At 57.5% G+C, this 22,425-nt stretch carries 13 protein-coding genes and 1 pseudogene; 11 read left to right on the forward strand and 3 right to left on the reverse strand.

Translation table 11 applies throughout. From position 1 onward, the window contains the following. The first annotated feature begins 1,008 nt into the window (after positions 1-1,008). From I5L79_RS21330 to I5L79_RS21360, 8 genes and pseudogenes are all read left to right on the forward strand, one after another. A complete protein-coding gene (locus I5L79_RS21330; protein ID WP_196957116.1) occupies positions 1,009-1,701 on the forward strand; it encodes a recombinase family protein in 693 nt (230 codons plus the stop codon). Between the two features lie 233 nt (positions 1,702-1,934). Beyond that, positions 1,935-2,669, forward strand: a complete 735-nt coding sequence (locus tag I5L79_RS21335) for an Abi-alpha family protein (protein WP_231403253.1) — start codon at positions 1,935-1,937, stop codon at positions 2,667-2,669. 273 nt (positions 2,670-2,942) lie between these two features. Beyond that, positions 2,943-6,743 carry a type IIG restriction enzyme/methyltransferase gene (locus I5L79_RS21340; RefSeq protein WP_196957118.1) on the forward strand — a complete coding sequence of 1,267 codons (3,801 nt, stop codon included), beginning with the start codon at positions 2,943-2,945 and terminating at the stop codon, positions 6,741-6,743. A 48-nt stretch (positions 6,744-6,791) separates the two neighbouring features. Further along, a complete protein-coding gene (locus tag I5L79_RS21345) occupies positions 6,792-7,985 on the forward strand; it encodes an AAA family ATPase (RefSeq protein ID WP_196957119.1) in 1,194 nt (397 codons plus the stop codon). Beyond that, the gene (locus I5L79_RS21350; RefSeq protein WP_196957120.1) at positions 7,982-8,566 is read left to right on the forward strand and encodes a DUF4276 family protein; all 585 of its coding nucleotides are present in this window, start codon (positions 7,982-7,984) and stop codon (positions 8,564-8,566) included. The genes I5L79_RS21345 and I5L79_RS21350 overlap by 4 nt, the downstream gene beginning before the upstream one ends. Positions 8,567-8,607: 41 nt before the next feature. Beyond that, positions 8,608-8,781, forward strand: a pseudogene (locus I5L79_RS23835) (AAA family ATPase); the annotation flags it as partial. A 654-nt stretch (positions 8,782-9,435) separates the two neighbouring features. Beyond that, entirely contained in the window at positions 9,436-9,978 is a 543-nt protein-coding gene (locus I5L79_RS23405) for an AAA family ATPase (protein WP_231403255.1), read from the forward strand. Beyond that, positions 9,979-10,452, forward strand: coding sequence for a hypothetical protein (locus I5L79_RS21360; RefSeq protein ID WP_196957122.1), 474 nt, complete (start codon positions 9,979-9,981; stop codon positions 10,450-10,452). A gap of 191 nt (positions 10,453-10,643) precedes the next feature. On the opposite strand, the gene I5L79_RS21365 is transcribed toward I5L79_RS21360, so the two are convergent. The 3 genes from I5L79_RS21365 to I5L79_RS21375 are packed head-to-tail and all read right to left on the reverse strand — an operon-like array spanning position 10,644 to position 14,630. After that, a complete protein-coding gene (locus I5L79_RS21365) occupies positions 10,644-11,225 on the reverse strand; it encodes a hypothetical protein (RefSeq protein ID WP_196957123.1) in 582 nt (193 codons plus the stop codon). Further along, positions 11,222-13,558 carry a ThiF family adenylyltransferase gene (locus tag I5L79_RS21370; protein ID WP_196957124.1) on the reverse strand — a complete coding sequence of 779 codons (2,337 nt, stop codon included), beginning with the start codon at positions 13,556-13,558 and terminating at the stop codon, positions 11,222-11,224. The genes I5L79_RS21365 and I5L79_RS21370 overlap by 4 nt, the downstream gene beginning before the upstream one ends. Before the next feature lies 1 nt (position 13,559). Then, on the reverse strand, positions 13,560-14,630 hold the full coding sequence (locus I5L79_RS21375) for a ComEC/Rec2 family competence protein (RefSeq protein WP_196957125.1): 1,071 nt from the start codon (positions 14,628-14,630) through the stop codon (positions 13,560-13,562). Positions 14,631-14,973: 343 nt separating this feature from the next. On the opposite strand from I5L79_RS21375, the gene I5L79_RS21380 reads away from it, so the two are divergent. From I5L79_RS21380 to I5L79_RS21390, 3 genes are all read left to right on the forward strand, one after another. After that, positions 14,974-15,321 (forward strand): DUF2019 domain-containing protein, encoded by a 348-nt coding sequence (locus I5L79_RS21380; RefSeq protein ID WP_196957126.1) that lies wholly within the window; start codon positions 14,974-14,976, stop codon positions 15,319-15,321. Positions 15,322-15,491: 170 nt separating this feature from the next. Next, entirely contained in the window at positions 15,492-18,863 is a 3,372-nt protein-coding gene (locus I5L79_RS21385) for an ATP-binding protein (protein WP_196957127.1), read from the forward strand. Positions 18,864-19,047: 184 nt separating this feature from the next. Then, entirely contained in the window at positions 19,048-22,182 is a 3,135-nt protein-coding gene (locus tag I5L79_RS21390) for a glycine-rich protein (protein WP_262894922.1), read from the forward strand. Positions 22,183-22,425 lie beyond the last annotated feature (243 nt).

Genomic DNA, 22,425 nt, shown 5'->3' on the forward strand with positions numbered 1-22,425 from the left:
ACCTCCCTTTATACCACCGCCTAATAATTAAACAAATTGGTGAAATATTATTGACAATTGGATACATTTATTCTATCAAAAAGGCATGCCTTTGGGGGCGGTGGTCTAACTGAGGGTGAATGCGTATACCCCTTATGGTAACAACTCATCACAGCTGTGGCTGCTGTTCGAGCCGGCATATTCGCAAAAATGGAAGTAGTGGCGGTAGAGCCAAGTATCAGTGTACCAGTTGCAGCCACCAAGGCTATTTTCACCCTGCCGCTCCAGCTCGGGCGGCGTGTTATGCCCAAGTTGAAAGGCTGCTAGTGGAACGCGTCTCGCAACGGGCGATTGTTCGCCTAATCGGTGTGGCCCAGATGACGGTGGCTAAGTTGGCAAAAAAAGCGCAGAAAAGACCTCCTAGCAGCGCATTGGTGTGCATTTAATGTGTCAACGAAGCGGTTTAGCGTAGTTTTCTGCCCTTTTGTGAAAACCACTGCTGACGGCTCTAAAACAGGCACTGACCCGTCAGCCTGCGTAAGTCCTCGTTATTCAGCTGACCGCTGCAACCATTACAACAGTTAGGCTTATCGGCAGCCCCATTGACTCGCTAGAAGAAGCCTGGCTAGAAGTGGCCCACTACCTCAATACCTACTTTACCCTCACCATTACTCCGCTTTGGGCTGCCGCCCGCCTCACTACTTTGAAGCCGGCCTGCTGAATTATCTACTGCTAATTGTCCGCTCTTGCTAGACCATCGCATATTGCCTTACTAGAGGCTTGAATATTTATTAGTGGCTCCAATGAAAGTTCTTGATAATCAGTGATCTAATCTCAATTTGATCGCTAGCAACTAGGGACAGCCCAGACTGCGGAGAGTTGCTTTGACTTGTTCTGCAATCTTACCTTGACGGACTATACACGCAAACTGTGCAAGATAGGTCTTTGTCACGTTTGTTAAACGGACGTTTAACAAACGTGACAAAGACCTATCTTGCGCTTTTTCCACTCCTTTATATATAGTTCACCATGATTCGGTACGTGGCGTACTTCCGCGTGAGCACCGCCCGCCAAGGTCAGTCCGGCCTCGGACTCGAAGCCCAGCAGGCAGCCGTGCGCACTTTCGTCGGGACAGAGGCGAGCATTGTGGCCGAGTACGTCGAAATTGAGAGCGGGCGCAAGAACGCGCGGCCCCAGCTACAGGCGGCCATTGCCCACGCCAAGCAGGAGGGAGCGGTGTTACTCGTGGCCAAGCTCGACCGGCTGGCACGCAACGTGGCTTTCCTGGCCACCCTCATGGAAAGCCACGTGCGTTTCAAGGCGGTCGACCTGCCGGCCGCCGATGAGTTTACCCTGCACATCTTAGCCGCCGTAGCCCAGAAGGAGGCCACGGCCATTTCTACTCGCACCCGGGATGCGCTGGCCGCCAAGAAGGCGCGGGGGTTTCAACTCGGTACCCCGGCTAATCTTACGGCTGCCTCGCGGGAGAAGGCGTTGACCTCGCTGCAGCGCAATGCCCAGACGAATCTGAGTAACCGACAGGCGGCGCAGCTGGCCGTCTTGCTGCGGGCCACGGGCATGACGCTGCGGGAGATTGCCGCTCGGCTGAATGAGTCGGGCTATCGGACCCGGCGGGGGAAAGCGTTTCACCCTATGGGCGTCAAGCGCTTGCTTTCTGGAGCAATACATAATACACCAGTACTGAACAGCAAGGGTGCGTGATTACCTTTTGAAGGTACTAAGTAGACGCTCATTGATTATAAGGTAAGTTTAAAATACCTGTTTTTAACTTACGGAATACATTAGTCAGCAACTTCATACAAATGAGAGCCTCGGCTATTTGTTAGAAGTAGCCTAATCAGATAGTACGGCAAGGCCTGAGGTCATGCACCTAAGTATTTACTATCTAGCAGAAACAGTACCTTTTCTTGAACACCAACTTTATCATTGCCCTTATGTTGAATGAATTGAACGAGTTAGACATCATGTATAAGCTGGCAATAGGCTCTAGTCCTGTTGTAGTCCCTTTCCTCAATAAGATTTTAGGTCCTACTGGTGACGAGATAGGAAAGTTTGTTCTCTCACGCTTAAAACTGTTACCCATTATAAAACAGGTTCAGCTTTATAGTAAAGCAGACGCTATGCTCAAAGATAGTGGGGTTGTCCCGCACCAGGTAGAATCGAAGATATTGCTTCCCTTGGTTGAAGCAGCTTCCCTGGAAGAAGACGATAGTCTGTTTAATAAATGGGCCGCCTTACTGGCTAATGCAGCCGTTTATCAAACCGGAGCAATCCAACCCGCCTTCGTAGAAGTGCTTAAGCAGCTAACACCCCGCCAAGCCTACATGCTGGATACTTTATTTAGGTTAGCACCGGGTGATTTACCTCCTTCCCAGCCAACTATCTTCGGTGCGTTCACGCCTCGCCCTTTTGGTTTTGAGGCGTATATGAAGGAAGTAGGTGCTTATGGCAATGTGGAAGGTGAAATAAATCAAGATGCCTATAATGCTACGTTCCTAGACCTTGATAACCTCTTCCGGCTACGCCTTTTTATTGGGCCTGATAATATGATTGCGACCAAATCAATAACTGAAAAACGGGCCAGGATTGGCTACTCATCTAAGACGCTTGCTCTCACCCATTTTGGTCACTCTTTCATTGTTGCCTGCCAGCCACCAACAAGTGAATAAGTACTTGTGTATTGCAGGAAGGCAATTAGCTTCGATAGCTACTGATCCATTTAGAGCAACAGAACGCTCTTAAAAGATTGAAATAGCTTAACTATATCATATTCAGTAATATTCTTATTAGAAATCAGGCTGCTGGCATTCCACTAAGTACCAGCTTTTAACGTTGGCTGCTTATTATTTGTATTAAGTTTTAATGACCATAGAGGTAGGTTCTGTGGCCATATCCATACTTTATAGTAAGAGAAACGGCTTCGATCTTATCTTGCGATACTTATGCAATACCGTGCCCTTTTGCCTTCCCAGGCGCTTGATTTAGCTTATCGTCGTCAGAAAGTAACCCGCGCTACACTCGATGCTTTCGAAACAGCCCGCCACCAGCTGCTACCCCAGCTGGATGCTGCCCTAGACGAAGCTGATATGGTGCAGCCCCTAAGCAAGTTTCTCAGTGCTGTGGGGCTCAAGGACTATTATCTGAATTCTCATAAGAAACGCGACCTGGTTATGCGAACCGGTGCGGCTACTACTGACCCGTTTGGCATTCTCTTTGAGCTCAAGCACCAGAAGAACAAGTCCGAGATGGTCCGCAAGGACAACCTCAACCGCAAGGCCTTGCATGAGTTGCTGCTCTACTACTTCCAGGAACGCACCTCCGAGCAGGAAGCCCTGGAACTGCGTCAGCTCATCATTACCACCGGCTACGAGTGGTTTATCTTCGATGCCCACGAGTTTCACCGGGTATTCTGGAAAAACACCGAGCTGCGTAATTTCTTCCAGAAGCACAAGCAGGGTCAGACCAGCGCCGGCGACACAGCCTTCTTCTATAAAGAGGTAAAGAAACTGCTCGACAAAATCGACACGCAGGTCAGCTTTACTTACTTCACCCTCGACGCCCGCGACGACAAAAATCAGCGCCGTAACCTGGGCGAGCGGGGTCTGCTCTGGCTGAGTAAGCTGTTCTCAGCGCCCCATCTATTAAAGGAGCCTTTCGCCCAGGATGCCAACACCCTGAACCGGGCCTTCTACGAGGAGTTGCTCTACCTTATGGGCCTGGAGGAAGTAAAGGACAAGGGCCGTAAGCTCATTCAACGCTGCGCCCCCGAGCGGCGGCAGCGAGGTTCTCTGCTCGAAAATACCCTGGTGCAGCTGCGCGCCGAGGATATGCTGCGCAACCTGCCCGCCGAGGAGCTGGCTACCTACGGCGACACCCCCGATCAACAGGCCCAGGAAGTAGCCCTGGCGTTGTGCCTTACCTGGGTGAGCCGCCTGCTGTTCCTTAAGCTGCTGGAAGGCCAGCTGCGCCGCTACCATGCTCCCCACGACGCCCCCTTCCGATTCCTCGACCCCAGCCAGCTCAAGGAGTACGACCTACTCAACCGCCTCTTCTACCGCATCCTCAACCGCCCCCTGCAGGAGCGCGAACAGCCCGAAGCCGGCCTTTACCCCCACGTACCCTACCTCAACTCCTCGCTGTTTGAGCCCAGTGCTTTGGAGCGCGTCACGCTGCGCATTTCCGGGCTCGACGACCAAATTGCGCTACCCCTGCTAGCCCGGGGCAAGGCTAGCCGCTCGGTGCTGCGCCAGGAAGCTGGCGCCCCCGCTCCACTGGCCCTTACCTACCTGCTACGCTTTCTGGATGCCTACGACTTCGCCTCCGAAGGCTCTGAGGCCGTGACTACTGATGACGACCGTCCCCTGATTTCGGCCGCCGTGCTGGGCCTTATCTTCGAGAAAATCAACGGGTACAAGGACGGCTCTTTCTATACGCCCGGCTTTATTACCATGTACATGTGCCGCCACACTCTGCGCCGGGCCGTGGTGCGCCATTTCAATGAGCGCTACGCCCTGGCCGCCGAGACCGTGGCCGACCTGCGCGAGCTGCTCGACGACAAGCCCAAGAAGCGGCCCGAGTTCAGCACGGCCTTCAATGAGCTACGCGTCTGCGACCCGGCCGTGGGCTCGGGCCACTTCCTGGTATCGGCCCTGAACGAGCTGCTGGCCATCAAGAGCGAGCTGGGCTTGCTGCTCGATGACGAAGGCAAGCGCCTGCGCTATACCCTCACCGTGGCCCGCGACGAGCTGGCCGTGACCTCCGACGAGGATGACGAGCTATTCGAATACCACGCCCGCCTCGACGCCGACGGGCAGCGCCATGTGGGCAAAGACCACTCACGCCTGCAAAACGCCCTGTTCCGCGAAAAGCGCCACCTCATCGAGCACTGCCTCTACGGCGTGGATCTCAACCCCAACTCGGTGCGTATTTGCCGCCTGCGCCTCTGGATTGAGCTGCTCAAGCACGCTTACTACACCCCCGAAAGTCAGTTCCGGGAGCTGGAAACACTGCCCAACCTCGACCTGAACGTGCGGGCCGGCAACTCCCTCATCAGCCGCTTCCCTCTGCAGGCCGATCTGTCCGAAGTCTTTCGCAAGAAGGATACTTCCGTAGCGGCCTACCGCCGCGCCTTCAACCAGTTCTTCTCGGCCCGAGGCCGGGAGGCCAAGCAAGAGCTCCAAGACTTTCTGGCCCGCCTCAAAGACCAGTTCCGGGTGGCTGTGTCCATTCACGATCCGCTCAACAAGAAGCTCAAAGAGCTGAAGGGGCAGCTGGCCCAGCTCGAATATTCCGGTCTCGACCTGTTCGGCAAGAAGAGCCGCTCCCCCGCCGACCGCGCCGTAGAGCAGCAGCGCCTCCAGATGCTCATCGACCTGACACAGGAACAGCTCACCGAAAAGCGCGAAGCTACCCTCTACCGCGACGCCTTCGAGTGGCGGTTCGAGTTCCCGGAGATTCTTAACCACGACGGCTCCTTCCGGGGCTTCGATGCCGTGCTGGGGAACCCGCCTTATATCCGGCAGGAAGAGCTGGCTCTGGTCTTCAAGAATCATCTTAAAACCGGCTACGAAACCGCAGCCGGTACCGCTGACCTCTACGTATATTTCTACGAGCAAGGCTTGCGCCTGCTCGCGCCCGGCGGCGAGCTGAGCTTTATTACCAACAACAAATGGCTACGGGCTGGCTACGGCCAGGGCCTACGGCGCTATTTGCTTCACCCTGAGCGTCAGCTGGTAGAGCTATTAGACTTCGGCGACCTGCCCGTATTTCCCGAAGCTACTACCTACCCTAACATCCTGAGTGTACGTCGCGCCCCGACTACATCCACCATACGTGTTGCAGAACTTACAACGCTACCGACTGACACAAATAATTTTGACGATATTGTAAATATTGCAGCAATTAAAATTCCCATAACAAGCTTAGACGATAATGCTTGGAGCACTGCAAGCATGGATACTCAACATCTACTTATAAAACTTCAATCTACAGGCAAAACCCTTGGTGAGTATGTAGATGGCAAGTCATTTAATGGTATCAAATCAGCTTTAGGCGCTGCTTTCATAGTAAATGAACAAGTACGTAGTGAATTAATTGCTGCTGACCCAAAATCAAGCGATGTCATCAGACCCTTCCTTATAGGTAAAGACATCAAACGCTACTTACAGCCAAAAACATCTGATTATATACTTCTCATTGACTGGAAGTTTGAACTAGATAAATATCCATCTATCAAAAAGCATCTGCTCCAATTTGAGGAAGCCTTAAAAAACCGATCCGAAGTAAAAGCAGGTAATCATCCATGGTTTGCATTGGAGAGACCTAGGAGCGAAGCAAAATCAGAGTTTACAAAACATAAGATTATTTATAATGCATTCCAAGTAAAGCCTGCTTTCACAATTGATACAGCTTCACATTTCAGCAACAATGCTACATATATTATTCCAACAGCAGATTTATATCTACTGGGATGTTTAAATTCTAAGGTTGTATGGTTTCAAACTTCTCAGATCTGTATTTCTATTAGAGGAGGATATCAGCTTCTCTTTGATAATTTTAAGAATATTTCTATTCCTACCGCCACACCCGAGCAGCAGTCTGAAATAGCTGCCCTAGTTGAGCAGGTGCTGGCCGCCAAAGCTGCCGATGCCACGGCCGATACTGCGGGGCTGGAGCAGCAGATTGATACGCTGGTTGCAGCGCTGTATGGGCTCACGGAAGATGAAATTGCGCTACTCCAATAATTTACAAGTTCTCCACGGCAACCCTCATCTCACTAGTACTCTGCTCCCATGCAAATCGAAGCCATCCGCCTACGCAACTTTAAGGTGTTTCGCGACGTGCACCTGCGGGAAATCCCGCCTTTTTTGGTCGTTGTCGGGGCGAATGGGTCAGGTAAAAGCACCTTGTTCGATGTATTTGGCTTTCTACACGATTGCCTGCGCGGCAATGTTCGGCAGGCGCTTGATAAGCGAGGTCGTTTCAAGGAAGTTATTAGCCGTGACAGCGCCCCCGGCGCGACTATCCTCATTGAAATTCAATACCGGATGCCCATTGCGGAGGTCAACCGGCTGGTGACCTATTCGTTGGAAATCGCCGACAAAAAGGGGATTCCCTACGTAAAGCGCGAAATATTACGCTACAAACGGGGACGCTACGGCAGCCCCTACCATTTCCTCGACTTTAGTAGCGGCCAAGGCTACGCCATTACCAACGAGGAAGATTTTCAGAAGGGAGATGAAGAGCTAGATCGGGAATTTCAAACGTTGAATTCGCCCGATATGCTCGCTCTAAAAGGGTTAGGCCAGTTCGAGCGATTTAAAGCGGCCAATGCCTTCCGGCAGCTCATTGAATCCTGGCACGTCTCCGATTTTCACATCGACCAGGCTCGCGGCCGCAAAGAGGCGGCGGGCAACTCGGAGCACCTTTCAGAATCGGGTGACAACCTACCGCTGGTGGCCCAATACCTCTATGAGCAGCACCCTAAGGCATTCAAACGCTTGCTCAAAACAATGACCCAGCGCATTCCCGGGGTGCAGGCAGTAGAACCCCGGTTGATGGATGATGGCTACCTGACCCTGCGCTTCCAAGATGGCTCATTCAAAACGCCTTTTCTGGACCGCTACGTCTCTGATGGCACCATCAAGATGTTTGCCTACCTCGTCCTGCTTTACGATCCTCAACCCCATCCTTTACTATGTGTTGAAGAACCCGAAAACCAGTTGTACCCCCGCCTGATGCCGGAGCTAGCCGAGGAATTTCGATTGTATGCGCACCGAGGCGGTCAGGTACTGGTTTCGACCCACTCACCTGATTTTCTCAATGCTACCACTCTCGAAGAAGTGTGCTGGATGGTCAAGAGCAATGGTGGCACCCAGATTATGCGGGCCAAGGACGATCCGCAGCTGGCCATCTATATGGCCGAGGGCGACCAAATGGGGTACCTCTGGAAACAAGGCTTTTTTACCGGGGCTGATCCGCAATGAGAAAGGAGTTAGTCTTCCTACTAGAAGAGCCATCTGCCAAGGCGCTTCTGGAGGGCCTTTTACCTCGTTTGCTTGATCCATCCATTACCTTCCGGCTTATTCCGTTTGAAGGCAAACAGGATTTGGAAAAACGGATGGTAGCCAAACTTCGGGGATATATTAACCCGGAGGCCCGCTTTATTGTCATGCGTGACCAGGACAGTGCCCCCGATTGCCGAGTGGTTAAAAACCGTCTCGTTGCTAAATGCCAGGAAGCAGGTAAAGGCGCGGTATCCATGGTAAGGGTAGCGTGCCGGGCATTAGAAACGTTCTACTTGGCCGATCTGGCCGCCGTGGAAGAGGCCTTGCAGCTGCGGGGACTTAGTAGTCAGCAGGCCAATGCCAAATTCCGTGCGCCCGATTATCTGGAGGCGCCCGACCACGAGTTAGGCAAGATTACGGAGCATATGTACCAAAAAGTGGAAGGCTCCCGCCTGTTAGGCCCATTGCTCGATCTTACCAACGAGCGGTCAGTTAGCTTCAAACACCTACTACGAGCTATCCGGCGCCTGGAGCAGGAACTGCTTGCCTTACCCGAATAATATCTCTGTTACTTACTGAATCTCAAGCTTCTTCCTCAGCTATGCTCGAAACTCTCCGCATCCAAAACTTCAAATCCTGGCAGGATACTGGCGACATAGCCTTCGGCAGCCTCACGGGCTTCTTCGGCACTAACTCATCTGGTAAATCCAGCATCCTGCAGTTTCTGCTAATGCTGAAGCAGACGGTGGAGTCGTCAGACAGGTCGCAGGTATTAAATTTAGGGGACGACTCTAGCTATGTAGAGCTAGGCACTATGCATGATATTCTATACCATCATGAAAATCCATTAGACCTGATTTTCAAGTTACTTTGGAAATACAGTATTCCAACTGTTAGCGGAACTGCTGTACCAGGAAATTTAACTTTTAGTTCATGGATAAGCTATTATAATGACAGAATATTTGTAGAGGAGTTTGAATACCAGCTCCGCACAGAGCTAGAAGATCAGAGAATTTGGACAGGTAAAATTAAAAAACAAGAAGACGGAGCTAACTCTAAGTACAACTTAAATATTAGAGATGCTGGCAGTATCACACCTACAATATTTGATTTACCTCGACCCTCTAAATTTTATTTATTTCCTAATCAAGCGCATGTGGCATACAGAGAAAATTACTTAATGGAAGACTTGGAGTATAAGCTAGAGGAGTTGGTTGATGAAATTCATTATTTAGGGCCATTAAGAGAGTATCCTCATCGCCTGTATATATGGGGAGGCGAACAGCCAGACGGTGTTGGCAGCAGTGGCGAACGAGCTGTTGCTGCGCTTCTCGCTTCCCGTAATCAAGAACCTACTATTGACATGGGTGAAGGGCAGCCCAAACGCACAGTCGAAGAGCACGTTGCTTATTGGCTCAAGGAGCTTGGCATGATTCACTCCTTCGTAGTGCAGCCCATTGCTCCTAACCGCAAGGAATACGAGGTGCGCATTCAGCGCACGGCCGAATCGGCCAGCGTATTTCTTACCGATGTGGGCTTCGGTGTCTCGCAGATTCTGCCGGTGCTGGTGCTGTTGTTTTATGTACCGGAAAGCTCCACGGTTATTCTGGAGCAGCCCGAAATTCACCTGCACCCCGCCGTGCAGGCCGGGCTGGCCGATGTATTTGTCGACGCCATCAAGCGCCGCCGCCTCCAGATTATTCTCGAAAGCCATAGCGAACATCTGTTGCAGCGCTTGCAGCGGCGCATGGCCGAGTTTGGGGTAGATGCCGATAAGGGCTTCGATGCTGATAAGGCCAAGCTATACTTCACCGATATCGAAGCCGGCCGCTCCAAGCTCACGCCCCTGGCCATCGATAACTACGGCAACATCAGCAACTGGCCCACCGGCTTCTTCGGCGACCCCTTCGCTGATGCCGCCGCCATGCTCGATGCCGAAATGAAGCGCCGCCAAGCCCCCTCCGCCTCCTAGATGCAGCCTTTTCTAATCGATACCAACGTAGGCGTAGTGGCTAATAATGGCCATGCCGGTGCCTCCCCCGCCTGCGTACAGCGTGCTATTGCCCGCCTGCAGCAGTTCATGGCCGGCGAAATTCTGGTGCTGGATGAAGGCTGGGAAATTCTGACCGAGTACCAACGCAACCTCACCCCTAAAACCGGCGCTCGGGCAGGACACTTGTTTCTGCGCTGGGTATACAACAACCGTTCGAATACCGAGCGCTGTCATTGGGTAAACCTGCCCCGTACTCCCGAGGGTCAGTACGAAGCCTATCCCGACCAAGACCCAGCCCTGATGACCTTCAACCAATCGGACCGAGTATTTGTGGCGGCCCACCTTACTCACCCCCAGCGCCCACCTATCGTCAACGCCACCGACTCTGACTGGCAGGAATCCTTGGCTGCCCTTAGCCGGCATGGAGTAATAGTGGAAGAATTATGTGGCTAACATGATACCCTTTTCACTTGCTCAATTACATAAAGACTCTCCTGTTTTGCATTTCGCTAAACATCACTTGTTTGAAGACTTTATGCAAAAAAGTATCAAAAACCAGCTTTTCGCAATGACTCAAGACCGATTCGTCATGCCTATAGATAGAGAAGTAAGCACCGTAGCTACTCAGGTGTCAGATCGAATCCCTACGGGCATTTTTCGTGCATGTAGCAGTTTATAATCTCGCGTACATAGTAGTATGCACGCTCTTTAGTGCGGCGCAAAGCCAGGAAGCATAAGCAAGCAACCGCCGCCGCGAGGTACCACGAATGAAAAGCCAATTGAATCAGCGGGAGGCTTAAGCACAAGCTTATTGACAGATTACGTGCAAAAGCATAGGCCTCCTGGAAAGTGGTTACCCGCGGTGGTGCTTTTTGATTAACAGTACGGGCAAGCAAGTCGAACCACAAGGATCGGTCGGCAAACTGTTCCGGATAGGTTAGTTGAACATGCTGGACGAGCACCGCAAGCCGACTCAGTTGGTGTCGTCCTTGGTACTGATCCTGAATCAGACGGGTGCTGGGCCGGCCGCCCATGAGGGTAAAAAGTAAGGGCTCAATGCTGCTAGCTGCGGCATCCACGAAGTAGCCCACTAGATACATAATGACCAGCGACAGAACGTCGGTCAGCCTGTCTGACTTTGGCACCAGTTGCCCGAGTAGCACAACGCTAAAGAGGATTCCACCCGGCAGCAGCTTGGATAGGACGTCGTAAACAGAAAAGTTCATGCCGGGTCAGGTAAGAAAATGGGCTCAACGAGATAATGCGGAGCCCCAATGGGGTGAACTGTACACCTCCCGCGGCCGCTGCGAGAAAAAATCAGCATCACGGGCTTGCTGGTGTGGTAGTTTAGCTGATAGGCAATGGCAGCGAGGCTAGTCAGGTCGGTTTGGCTTGGGTTGTTGTTTTCGTTGGGGTGGCTGTGCCATTCGCCTACGTACACGCGGCCGGCTTTCTCTTCATCTGCCAAAAACTGCTGGCAGTAGGCCACATCCCGCTTAAATAATGCCGTAGAATGCACCGCAGCAGGGCCAGGACCCGAAGCATTAAGGACGTGGATGGCACCGTCGGGCTGGATATGCCCCGTTAGGATACCACCGGTTTCCGTGCCGGCGCGGCCAATGGTTTCCTCCTGCATAAACGCGTAGGCGGCAGCACGTATAGCAACGGCGGTCGGCGTCCGAGCATTGCAGTATGGGCATTGCTCGTGCGGCGGCAGCTGACAGGTTTCCAGTACGAAGGGCAGCTCAGAGGTGGCGGGCCGACCCGGTAGGGGCTCGGTCGCCCATATCCATTGATTGACGGGCCCCGGAGTTGGGGCTTGCAGATGGTCCAGGAGCAGCCGGCTGGTGAGGGAAGCAATCAACTTTAAATCGGCGGCGCTAGCTGGGCGAATGGGGTTATTACACTCGTTGCGGATGGTGGGCAATTGCTCATCATCGGGCACTGAAATAAAGTTGGGGTGCTGCTCTCGTTTGTAAAGAATGAGGCAATGAAAGCAGGCGTCTTGTCCGGGAATTACCCGGAAGATGCGGGCCATTTTACCGCCCCGAAGCGCGCGGGCGTAGAAGATGGTCCGGCCCTGATTTACGGCCTGTTCGTTGATGTATTCTTCGGCGTTGTCGTCAGCAATGGTGCAGATACCAATGCCTGAAGGCAGCAAATACTTATCCAGTGGTTCGTTCAGAACATTGCTGATAGCGGGCGTGGCTTCGATAAAAAAGTTGTGCAGCTTGACAAGATGCCTCACAGCTATGGCCTTTGGCAGCTCAGCAAACGCGTAGCTGGCCAAGTGACGCACAGAATTGTGTGGGTGGAGTAACTGATTGTCGACGAGGTGTAAAGACCCTACGCCAGCTTTGCCGAGGCAATCGGCTACTTCACTGCCCAGCGCACCGCACCCAACTACAGTTACTGCCTGTTGACTGATCACGTCATACGCTACCCGGCCAGCATTGCGGGTGTGGTATTCCTTAGCCGTGAATGCCTCTACAGGACAGGCATAGATGGAGAGGGCTGCCCAGCGCTGGCGAAAAAGTGCACCCTTAGGCAATTGGGGCGTTTCAGATGCTTCTAGCTTGAGCATCAGCCATTCCGGGGAGCCTTTACGATTGGTAAACCGTAAGCCTATCAACAGCGGTTGCCGTGCTTCAGTTACTGCGGTCTTTAACTCGGAACTTATTCGTGTGAGGCCTTGATTGATGTTACCACCGCCAAGAAAGGCAAGCAAGTGCTCAGTGTCGCGCAGCACGGGGGGCTCCTGCGCAACTTGCCACCAATAGCCTTCGAGCAACTTGAATTGCTTGGTGGCTCGCTGTGCTTTGGCCGGGTACCGGTACAGCAAATTGGGTGAGTTGATACCATCCGGCATGAAATGCCATACGGTTCCGTCATCAGGCGGCATTGAGATACCGTCAACCAAGATACCTGCCCCTATGAAAAGCCGCTCTTTGGCTAGTGTTTTGCGAGGTTCCTGTAACAGCGGGGTGAAGTACATGCGGCCTTGCTGGCCGACAGTGGTGAAATACGTTTCGGTGAGCAGTATACGCGTGGCTGCCTTGCCTGGGAAATGGGCGTACAGCTCCACCTCCTTACTCTCGGGTATAGGCGTACCCAACTCAAGGGCTTTGAGCCATTGTACTACGCGGTTGATGATACTGTGCGCGTCGAATGTTTCGGCGCCTAGCTGCTCGACGTTGTCTTGCTCCAGCAAACAGAGGCTGCCATTAGAATTCTGATGGCGTTGATAGATTAAGCGCTTGACTTGACCCAAGCTGGCGGTTGCATGGGCGAAGCTGCTGGCTGCTAGCTTGGTGACTTCCTGCTCGGTTAACTCCCGCTCAAGCAAAAAAACCGTGGGTAATGCGAAGGGCGTGGAATCGGGATAAAGGAAAGCCGCTGGGTAGCGGCTTACTTTACCATTCAGGCGGAGTAGCAAGGTTCCGGCAGAGAGTAAAACCTGGTTGCAGGCAATGCCAACCTGCCGGTAGTCTCCGTGGCTGCTGAGCTGATGTATCTCGCGGTGTAGAATAAAAGGATGCCGCTCAAACCACTTGCTCATACTAGCCCATGGGTTTGTCATCCAGACGGGTGCCGGCCCCGATGACAGCGGCGCTACGGTTGCTCCCCTTGCTGCCTCCGCCGTCGTTGTCGTAGCCGTATTCGTTGACGAGCTCTTGGTCTGTATTTACTTCCCATGTCCCATCTGATTTGATATCGATGATGATGGATTCCCGGTTTTCGCCGGAGTGCATCAGGTTGTCCTCGTCAACGTGTTTGCGGTATAGGTCCATAGCATCGTCGTGGGGATGCTTATGCCGGCTTTCCTTTTGCTTGGGCGCACTTACCACTATGACACTGGGCTTGATGCTTTCCATATGCTTTTCGTAGGGCTCTTCATCCTCGCCGGAAGTCTTAAAGAAGGTGCGGGAGCCATGGTGAGAGGCGCTTAATACGTGAGCTGCCACATTCTTAGAATGATTGCTCATAATGTGTTCTTCCCAAGCTACTCGGTCGGAGTCGCCGGTAAACAGCACGTAAACTGGTGTAGTGCCGTAGGAAAAGCGCAGAACGGCACAATGCTCGTGGATACGCTGGTCGCGTTCGGAGTCCTTGCCCTCGGCGATGTCGTCGCACAGGTATTCCGCTGGGGAAAGAACTTGATAATCGATATCACCCAGCTTTTTGATTACCTCCGTTGAGCCATCAGATTTACGAATCTTATTGAGGGAATTGGTGCCGAAAAGCTTGTACTCGTTCGCCGAGCCGATGTCTTTGATGACGCGGCGCATTTCCTGGTAAGCGTCATCGTTATCTTTGCCTGGCACGTGCCCGGAGTGCCAAACTTCGGTAACTGTTACGGCTTTGTGAATGGCCTCAATGCCCTCAGTATGGTCGCAGTGCGGGTGGGTATTGATGAAAGCATCAAGCGGATCGTCAAGCAAATCCTTCAGCAGCTTCTCGGTGTTGATACCGCCTGCGCCCTTGTCAATGTTGTTATCTAATAGGACATATCTGAACTTACTGCCATCGGGTATAGCGAGAATAGCGGCGTCGCCCTGGCCAACATACAGAAATACGATGCGGAAAACGCCAGCAGGTGGCGTTATAACCTCTTTCGCTTTGTTGCTCATGATGCGTGTGCTTTAGGTATGATTGAGCACTAATTTATAGTCAATATATCTTATATTATTGGCAAACTAATATTTGTAGCAATATTTTTATTATGTACTGCCAATCATTTAGTTATGTAATCATAACAGAGATTAGAAATTCAAGCGAAAGTAGCGCCTGGGAGCTCGGTAAGATAGCTACCCGTAGAGTATGCCTCCTCTTTACATAGCAGCTTTGGCACAGGGGGACGCTCGATCAGCAGCGGTATTACACGTCACGCATCTACACCACCGTTCAACGAATGTGACAAAACGAAATACTCGAAGGCAATAGCAGAAAGAATACCGTATCCCTGAACTCTCAATGACTTCTATTGCTCTTCTGGTGCACCAATACCACGCCGCAGCCTCCCAACACAGGCAAGCAACGGAGCGAGGTGATGCTTCCACCGCCAACCAAAAACACGCACAACTCATGCGCGCTTACCGGACCCTGAAACGGCAAGGAGAAGCCGCCGTAGCACAGTTGGTGCCACTGCTCGACAACCACGACCCGGCTGTGGCCAGTTGGGCCGCGACCCATTTACTTCCCTCTCATGAGCAGCAAGCAAGAGCGGCGCTCCAACGCATCAGCCAACTATCTGGTGTCGTGGCTTTAGGCGCAACCATGGTCTTACAAGAGTGGGTAAACGGACGGCTGCGGATCGATTAGAGATACACTCGTTCTTCTATACCTTTGGTCATCTAACCACCACACCCAACTCAGGCAATCTATTCGGGTCCCTCGTGCTGCTCCGCTTACTTCTTTCTTCAAGCTGCAGCATGCGACAAATTAGCTTGCTGTGCGGACTTTGGTGGCTATTGTGCGGGAGGGCAACCGCGATGCATGGGTCCCCCAGTGAACGCCAGCAGATACCGTATCAGCACAGGCTGCCGGCCATACGCTTTGCCTATGCTCACCAAGCTGCCAGTCATGACGCGCGGGGGCTGGTGCTGGCCCCGCCGCCCGCTGACACCCTGCGCCAGCTGTCCCGCCCCTCGTCCTCGCGGCTGCCCCAAGCCGTCGACCTAACCCGCCGCCCCGACACCCGCCCCCAGTTGCCTGCTGACTCACTGGGTCGGTTACTGGCCTATGTGCGCTTGGCGCATACTTTTCAAGACCGGCACCGCCCCGATTCTGGCGCCTACTACCTGGGGCGGGCCTGGCGGCTGGCCGGGGCGCGGCAAGGGCAGCAGCGACCGGCCGCTGTTATAGCGCTGGCCAACGAGCTGGCCGGGCAGCACTACGTCCGGGGCCACTACGACAGCACGCTCTACTACTATCAGCAGGCGGCCCGGCAGTTTCGGGTGGTGGGCCCCGACAGCAGCCTCAAGCCTGACCCGGCTACTACCCGGCCTGCCTTGCGCCAGCCGCTCAACCTGTCGCTGGCCGGTATCCTGGCCAATGCCGGCTCGGTCTGTCGTACTTTGGGCCGCCTGCCCCTGGCCCTGCGTTACTACGAGCGGGCCCAGAGCCTCTACCAACGGCAGAGCAACCTGAGTGGAACCGGCTGGATGCAGTGCCTGATAGGCGAAGCTTACGCCGCCCAGGGCAACTACCCCCAGGCCGAGCGGGCGTATGAGCAGGCCCTGGCCACCTACCGCCGCTACGGGCAGCCGGCCGCCAACCGGGGCCCAGCTGCGGGGGCCCTGGCCGACGTGCTGCTGAGCTATTACCTGCCCCTGCTGCTGGAGGGCCACAGCCACCGGCCGCCGGCCTACGCCAGCACCCTGGCCGCCGAAGCCACCGCCCTGATGCCCGCCGCCCCCTACAACGCCCTGCTGCTTACACGCCTGAACCTGGTGCCGGCTCAGGTGGCGCTGCAGGCCGGCCGGCCCGCCGAGGCGGCCCCCTGGCTGGCCCGCGCCCGCACCTGGCTGCGCCACTGGGTTGTCGCCGACACCACGGCGGCCGGCTGGCCCGCCCGCAACCAGCCCTACGCCGAGGTCAAAGCCCTGACCCTGGGCCTGACGGCTTGGCAGCAGCAGCTCGCCCACCCTGAGCAGGCCCGCCACCTGCTGGCCGAGGCCGTGGCCCTGCTCACCCGCTACCCCCGCACTGCCCCCCAGCCCCGTCCTCGCCAAACCCTGGCCGGCGTTGCCCTAGCCATGCATGAGCCAGCCGCCGCCCTGGCGCTGCTGCGGCCCTTGCGGCGGGGCTACCAGCAGTCGGGCAGCCTGCTACCCCTGAGCCAGCTTACCGAATTGCTCACCCAAGCCTATGCCCAGGCTGGTCGCTACGACAGCGCCTACTACTACGCCCGCCGCACCCAGGCCCTCACCGACACCTTGCGCCAGGCCCAGCAATTTGCGGCGCTGGCCGCTACCGAGGCCCGGTTTCGCACCCGCGAGCAGGCCGCCCAGATTACCTACCTCACCGAGCGCGAGCGCCAGCAAGCCCGCCTGGTTCGCCTGGCGGCGACCGGAGCCGGGCTGCTGGCGCTGCTGGCGCTGGCCATCCTACTAGCCCTGCGCACCACCCGCCGCCTTAACGGGCGGCTGGCCACCCAGGCCACCCAGCTGCAAGCCCAAGCCGAGCGGCTGCAAGCTCAGGCCGAGCGGCTGCAAGCTCAGGCCGAGCGTCTGGGGGAACTGGATGCGGCCAAAAATCAGTTTTTTGCCAACGCCAGCCACGAGTTGCGCACGCCGCTCACCCTAGTGCTGGGCCCGCTCGAAACGCTGCTCGCTAACCCCGCGCACACGCTACGGGTGGCCGGACGTGCGCCCGTAGCCCTTGCCTACCGCCAGGCCCATCGCCTCCGCGAGCTGGTCGACCGCATCCTGGACCTGACCAAGCTGCAGGCCGGGCGCCTGCCTGTAACGCCTACCCCCACCGCGATGGCGCCGTGGCTGCGCCGGGTGGTCGCGCAGTTTGAGGGGCTAGCCACTGAGCGTGGGGTGCGTCTGCTCGGCCCCGCCGTACTGCCCGAGGCGCTTCACCTGCTGGTAGATGCTGGCAAGCTGGAGCAAATTCTGACGAACCTACTCAGCAACGCGCTGAACCACACGCCCGCTGGCGGCACGGTCATCGTGGAGGCTGCGTTGCCCGGCCCCGATGGCCGCTACGCCTTGACCGTGCGCGACACCGGGCCCGGCATTGCGGCGGCCGAGCACGAGCGGGTATTCGAACGCTTCTACCAAAGCCCACAGCCCCAGCCCCAGGGGGGTACCGGGTTAGGCTTGGCCTTGAGCCGCGAGCTGGCCACCTTGCTAGGGGGCACGCTCACGCTGGCTAGCCAGCCGGGCATGGGCGCAGCCTTTACACTCACGTTTGCCGCTGAGCCAGTAGCGCAAGCCGGGGCAGTATCGGCAGAGGAGCCAGCGCAGAGCCCAGTGCCCCCGCCCGACTGGTCGCTAGCCTCTGCTCCCACAACTCCAGCTAGCACGGATTCTCGCCCGCGGGTGCTGGTGGTAGAAGATGAGCCCGACCTGCGCGAGTACTTGCGCGAGTTGCTCAGCCCCACCTACGAAGTGCTGACCGCCGCCAGCGGCCTGGCGGCGCTGGAGCTGCTGGCCCGCCAAGCACCAATCGACCTGATTACCACCGATGCCATGATGCCGGGCCTGAGCGGTATCGAGCTACTAGCCCGCCTCAAGGCGAGCCCGACCCTGGCCGGCGTGCCGGTACTTATGCTCACGGCTCGCGCCGACGACACGCACCGCCAGGCGGCCCTTACCGTGGGAGTCGATGACTACCTGACCAAGCCTTTCGGTACGGCCGAGCTGCTGACGCGGGTGCAGATACTGCTGGCACGCCAGCAGGTGCGGCGCCACTTCGCCACGTTGCCGGTCGAAACGGCGGCCGACCTGGTTGGTGAGCCAGCTGGGGAGCTACTTGCCTCGATGCCCCCGGGCGCGGAAGTTGCGTTGGAAGTGGCAGCGGTCCCACTGGCAGTAGCGCAGCTGGCGCAGTGGCAGGCGCAGGTAGAGGCGCACCTAGCGAACGAAAAATTTAGTGCGGCCGAGCTAGCCCGCCGGCTGGGCTTGAGTGAGCGCACGCTCTACCGGCGGCTGGGCGAACTGGCCGGCCTCACGCCCGCCGCCTGGCTGCGGGAATTGCGCCTTAACAAAGCCCGGCAGCTGCTCGAAGCCGGTGATGTTGGCTCGGTGGCGGAGGTGGCTGATGCAGTAGGTTTTGCTTCGGCCAGGTATTTCAGCACATGTTATACCGAGCGGTTCGGCCGGCGGCCCATTGACTACTTGTCTCCCAAATAATTGGATGTTAAGTAGTTGATTCAGTGCAAAATCCTGCCAACAGCCAAAATGGTGGGTGCGAAACAGAATGGCAGCTTTTTGCGCAGGCTCCCCAAAACTGGATTTTACTTTTACTCCCGGGTACGTCCACTCACCGCAATGGTCTTGCGGACGCCTGCCTTTGACGGCTGGCTAGCCCCGTGCTATGCACTTGCCCTGGTTTATTTTCCTGCCCCCGCTTCCCTATTACGGCATGACGACACGCTCCCCTTCTTTTCACCGCTCGCGCTCCTGCCTGGGGTATGGGTTGTGGCTACTGCTGGCGCTGCTGGCCCCGGCCGGCGCGGCCCTGGCCCAAACGGTCACCACCTTTGGCTACACGGGTGCCCCCCAGACCTACACCGTGCCTGTGGGCGTGACCAGGCTGCAAGTAGTAGCCACGGGCGGTAGCGGCGGTATCAGCAGCAGCAGTAGCGCGACCCCGGCCCCCGGCGCGGTGGTGCAGGCGGTAGTGCCCGTAACCGCCGGCGAGGTGCTCACCGTGGTGGTGGGCGGCCAGGGGGCCTCGGGCAACGCCGGCACCACGGCGGGCGGCTACAACGGGGGCGGCAGCGGCTACCAGACGGGCGCGGGCGGCGGGGCCACCGACTTGCGGCGCGCCTACACCGCGTCCACCGGCACCGGCGACTACCTCACCACCCGCAACGCGCTGGTGGTAGCGGGCGGGGGCGGGGGCAGCGACTATAGCTACAGCACCGGCGGCGCGGGCGGCACCCCCACCGGGGGCGATGGTGGTACGGGCAGCAGCAACCCTGGCCGGGGGGCTACGCAGGCCGCGCCCGGTGGCGGCGGGGTGCCCGGCAATGGCCCCACTGGCGGCAATGGGTCAACCGGCACCCCCTTCAACGGGGGTGGCGGCGGCGGCTACTACGGGGGGGGCGGGGCTGCCGGCGGCGGCGGCTTCATTAACCACGGGGGGGGCGGCGGCGGCGGCTCGTCGTTCGTCACGGCCACGGCCACCAATGTGCGATACAGCTTGGTCACGGCCGCGGCCGCCGGCAACGGCTCGCTCACCCTCACGCCCGTAACCAGCACCACCCCCACCACCTTTGGCTACACCGGCGGCCCCCAGTACTATACCGTGCCGGCCGGTATCTTCCGCCTGCAAGTGGTGGCCCAGGGCGGGGCCGGGGGCGGCAGCACCTACCTCACGTCGCAGGACTCGCACGGCGGCCAGGCGGCGGGTACCGTCACGGTCATACCCGGCGAAGTGCTCACCGTGCAGGTGGGCGGCCAGGGCCACCGATATTATACTACCGGCAACAACGACGGCGGCTACAACGGGGGCGGCAGTGGCTCCGGTAGCGGCGGCGGCGGCGGCGGGGCCACCGACCTGCGCCGCAACCCGCTTGTGGGCAGCACCGGCGACTACCTGACCAGCCGCAATGCCCTGCTGGTGGCTGGCGGCGGCGGCGGCAACCTCACCCTCGACCTTAACTCCGGCTACACAGCCTATCCTGGCGGCAATGGCGGCATCCCGAACGGGGGCAACGGCACCACCAGCTTCAACAACCTGGAAGGCGGCGGTGCCACCACTACCACGGTCGGCTATGCCCACGACGCCAGCAGCGCCGGCAGCAACGGCACGGGGGGGGCCGGCGAACCGGGCCTGAAGGTGGGTGGCGGCGGCGGCGGCTACTACGGCGGCGGCGGCGGCAGCTACGGCGTAGGCAGTGGCAACAACGGCAGCGGGGGCGGCAGCGGCGGCGGCGGCTCGTCGTTCGTGTTGCCCAAGGGCAGTACCAACGTCAGCTACGCCCTCGTGCCCGCCGTCGGCGATGGCTCGATGACCATCACGCCCGTTTCCATCGCCAACAATGCACTGGCCTTCGACGGGGGAGACGACCGGGTGAACGTGGCTAATTCGCAGGGGGGGACGCCGGCGGGGGCGAGCAACCTCAAGGCCAGCGGCTACACCCTGGAGGCGTGGGTATATATCGCTCCAGCGGCAGCAGAGGCGGCCAACTCCATCATCCGCCTCGACGGCGACTACGGCCTGCTGGTGCGCAACGGGCTGGTGGAAACGCAGGTGTGGCAGGGCAGCACCCGCTACGCGGCCACTGCTACCACGGCCCTGGTGGCGGGCCGCTGGAACCACGTAGCCGGCACCTGGAACGGCACCAGCCTCAAAACCTACCTCAACGGCGTGGATGTGACCGGCCTCACCGTTTCGAGCACTCCCACCGTCACCGCTAACACCAGCGGCAGCCAGTTGCGCCTCGGCCGCTCGCCCAGCTACAACGAGTACCTCACCGGCCGCCTCGACGAGGTGCGCGTATACAACGCGCCCCGCACGCCGGCCCAGATAATGGCCGATATGTTCAACGCCATCCCGGTCGGGCAGGAGCTGACCAACCTGCAACTCTATTTTACCTTCGACCAGGGCACGGCCGGGGGCAACAACGCAGGCCTCACCGCCTTGCCCGACCTGAGCGGGAAGGGCAATGCGGGCACACTATTCCAATTCAGCCTCACGGGTACCACCAGCAACTGGGTGCGCAGCTTCCCCACCATCACGGCCATCGACCAGGCCAGCGGCCCCGTAGGCACGGTCGTCAGCATCCGGGGTACCAACCTGAAGGATGCCACCGGCTTCAACTTCGGCTCGCTGGCCGGGGCCGCGTTTGCGACGCCCGCCGACGATTACGTGGCCACCACCACGGTGCCCGTCGGGGCCAGCACCGGCCCGGTGAGCGTGGCCTTGGCCGCGCTGGCCGCCTACAACGGACCCGTGTTTACGGTGGACGGCCCGCTGCCGGTGCAGCTGGTGGCCTTCACGGCCGAAGCGCAGCCGGGGGCCGTGGCGCTGGCCTGGCGCACGGCCAGCGAAATCAATAGCGCCCGCTTCGAGGTGGAGCGCAGCCCCGACGGGGTCGTCTTTACGGCCATCGGCACGGCGGCGGCGGCCGGTAGTAGCTCTGGGCCCCGTGCCTACGCCCTGGCCGATGCCAGGCTGCCGGCCGGCGCGTCGCGGCTCTACTACCGGCTGCGGCAGGTAGACCGGGATGGCACGTTCAGCTACTCTCCCGTGCGGGCCGTGGCCGTAAGTGGCCCGTCCGGCCTGGCGCTGTTCCCGAACCCGACCCGGAGTGGCACGGCTACCCTGACCGGCGCGCCATCCGGGACGCTGGTAACGGTGCTTGATGCGCTAGGACGCCCAGTACAGGCCGCCGCCACAGATGCCGCCGGCACGGCTGCGCTGGTTCTGCCGGCCGGGTTGCCCAGCGGCGTGTACTTGGTGCGCGTGGGCAGCAAAGCGCTCCGCCTCACGGTGGAATAAGGCCGGCCGGTTACCACCCGTCAGCACCTCAGGCCGCAAAACCAGACGACCACAAGACCCTCTTTCATTGGCAGAGCGTTTTGTGGTTGTTTGCTGGCGTGGATAGATGCCCGCCGCATGATTTGGCTGCTTCAAAAAGCAAATTCAACTCAAAACAAACGCTATTAAAAGAGGAATTTACTCAACAACGAGCAGCCGCGCGCCTGTCTGGTCGTGCGTTGCTGCTGACTTTCTTTTTTGCCA

Source organism: Hymenobacter guriensis (assembly GCF_015773195.1).
Taxonomy (GTDB): domain Bacteria; phylum Bacteroidota; class Bacteroidia; order Cytophagales; family Hymenobacteraceae; genus Hymenobacter; species Hymenobacter guriensis.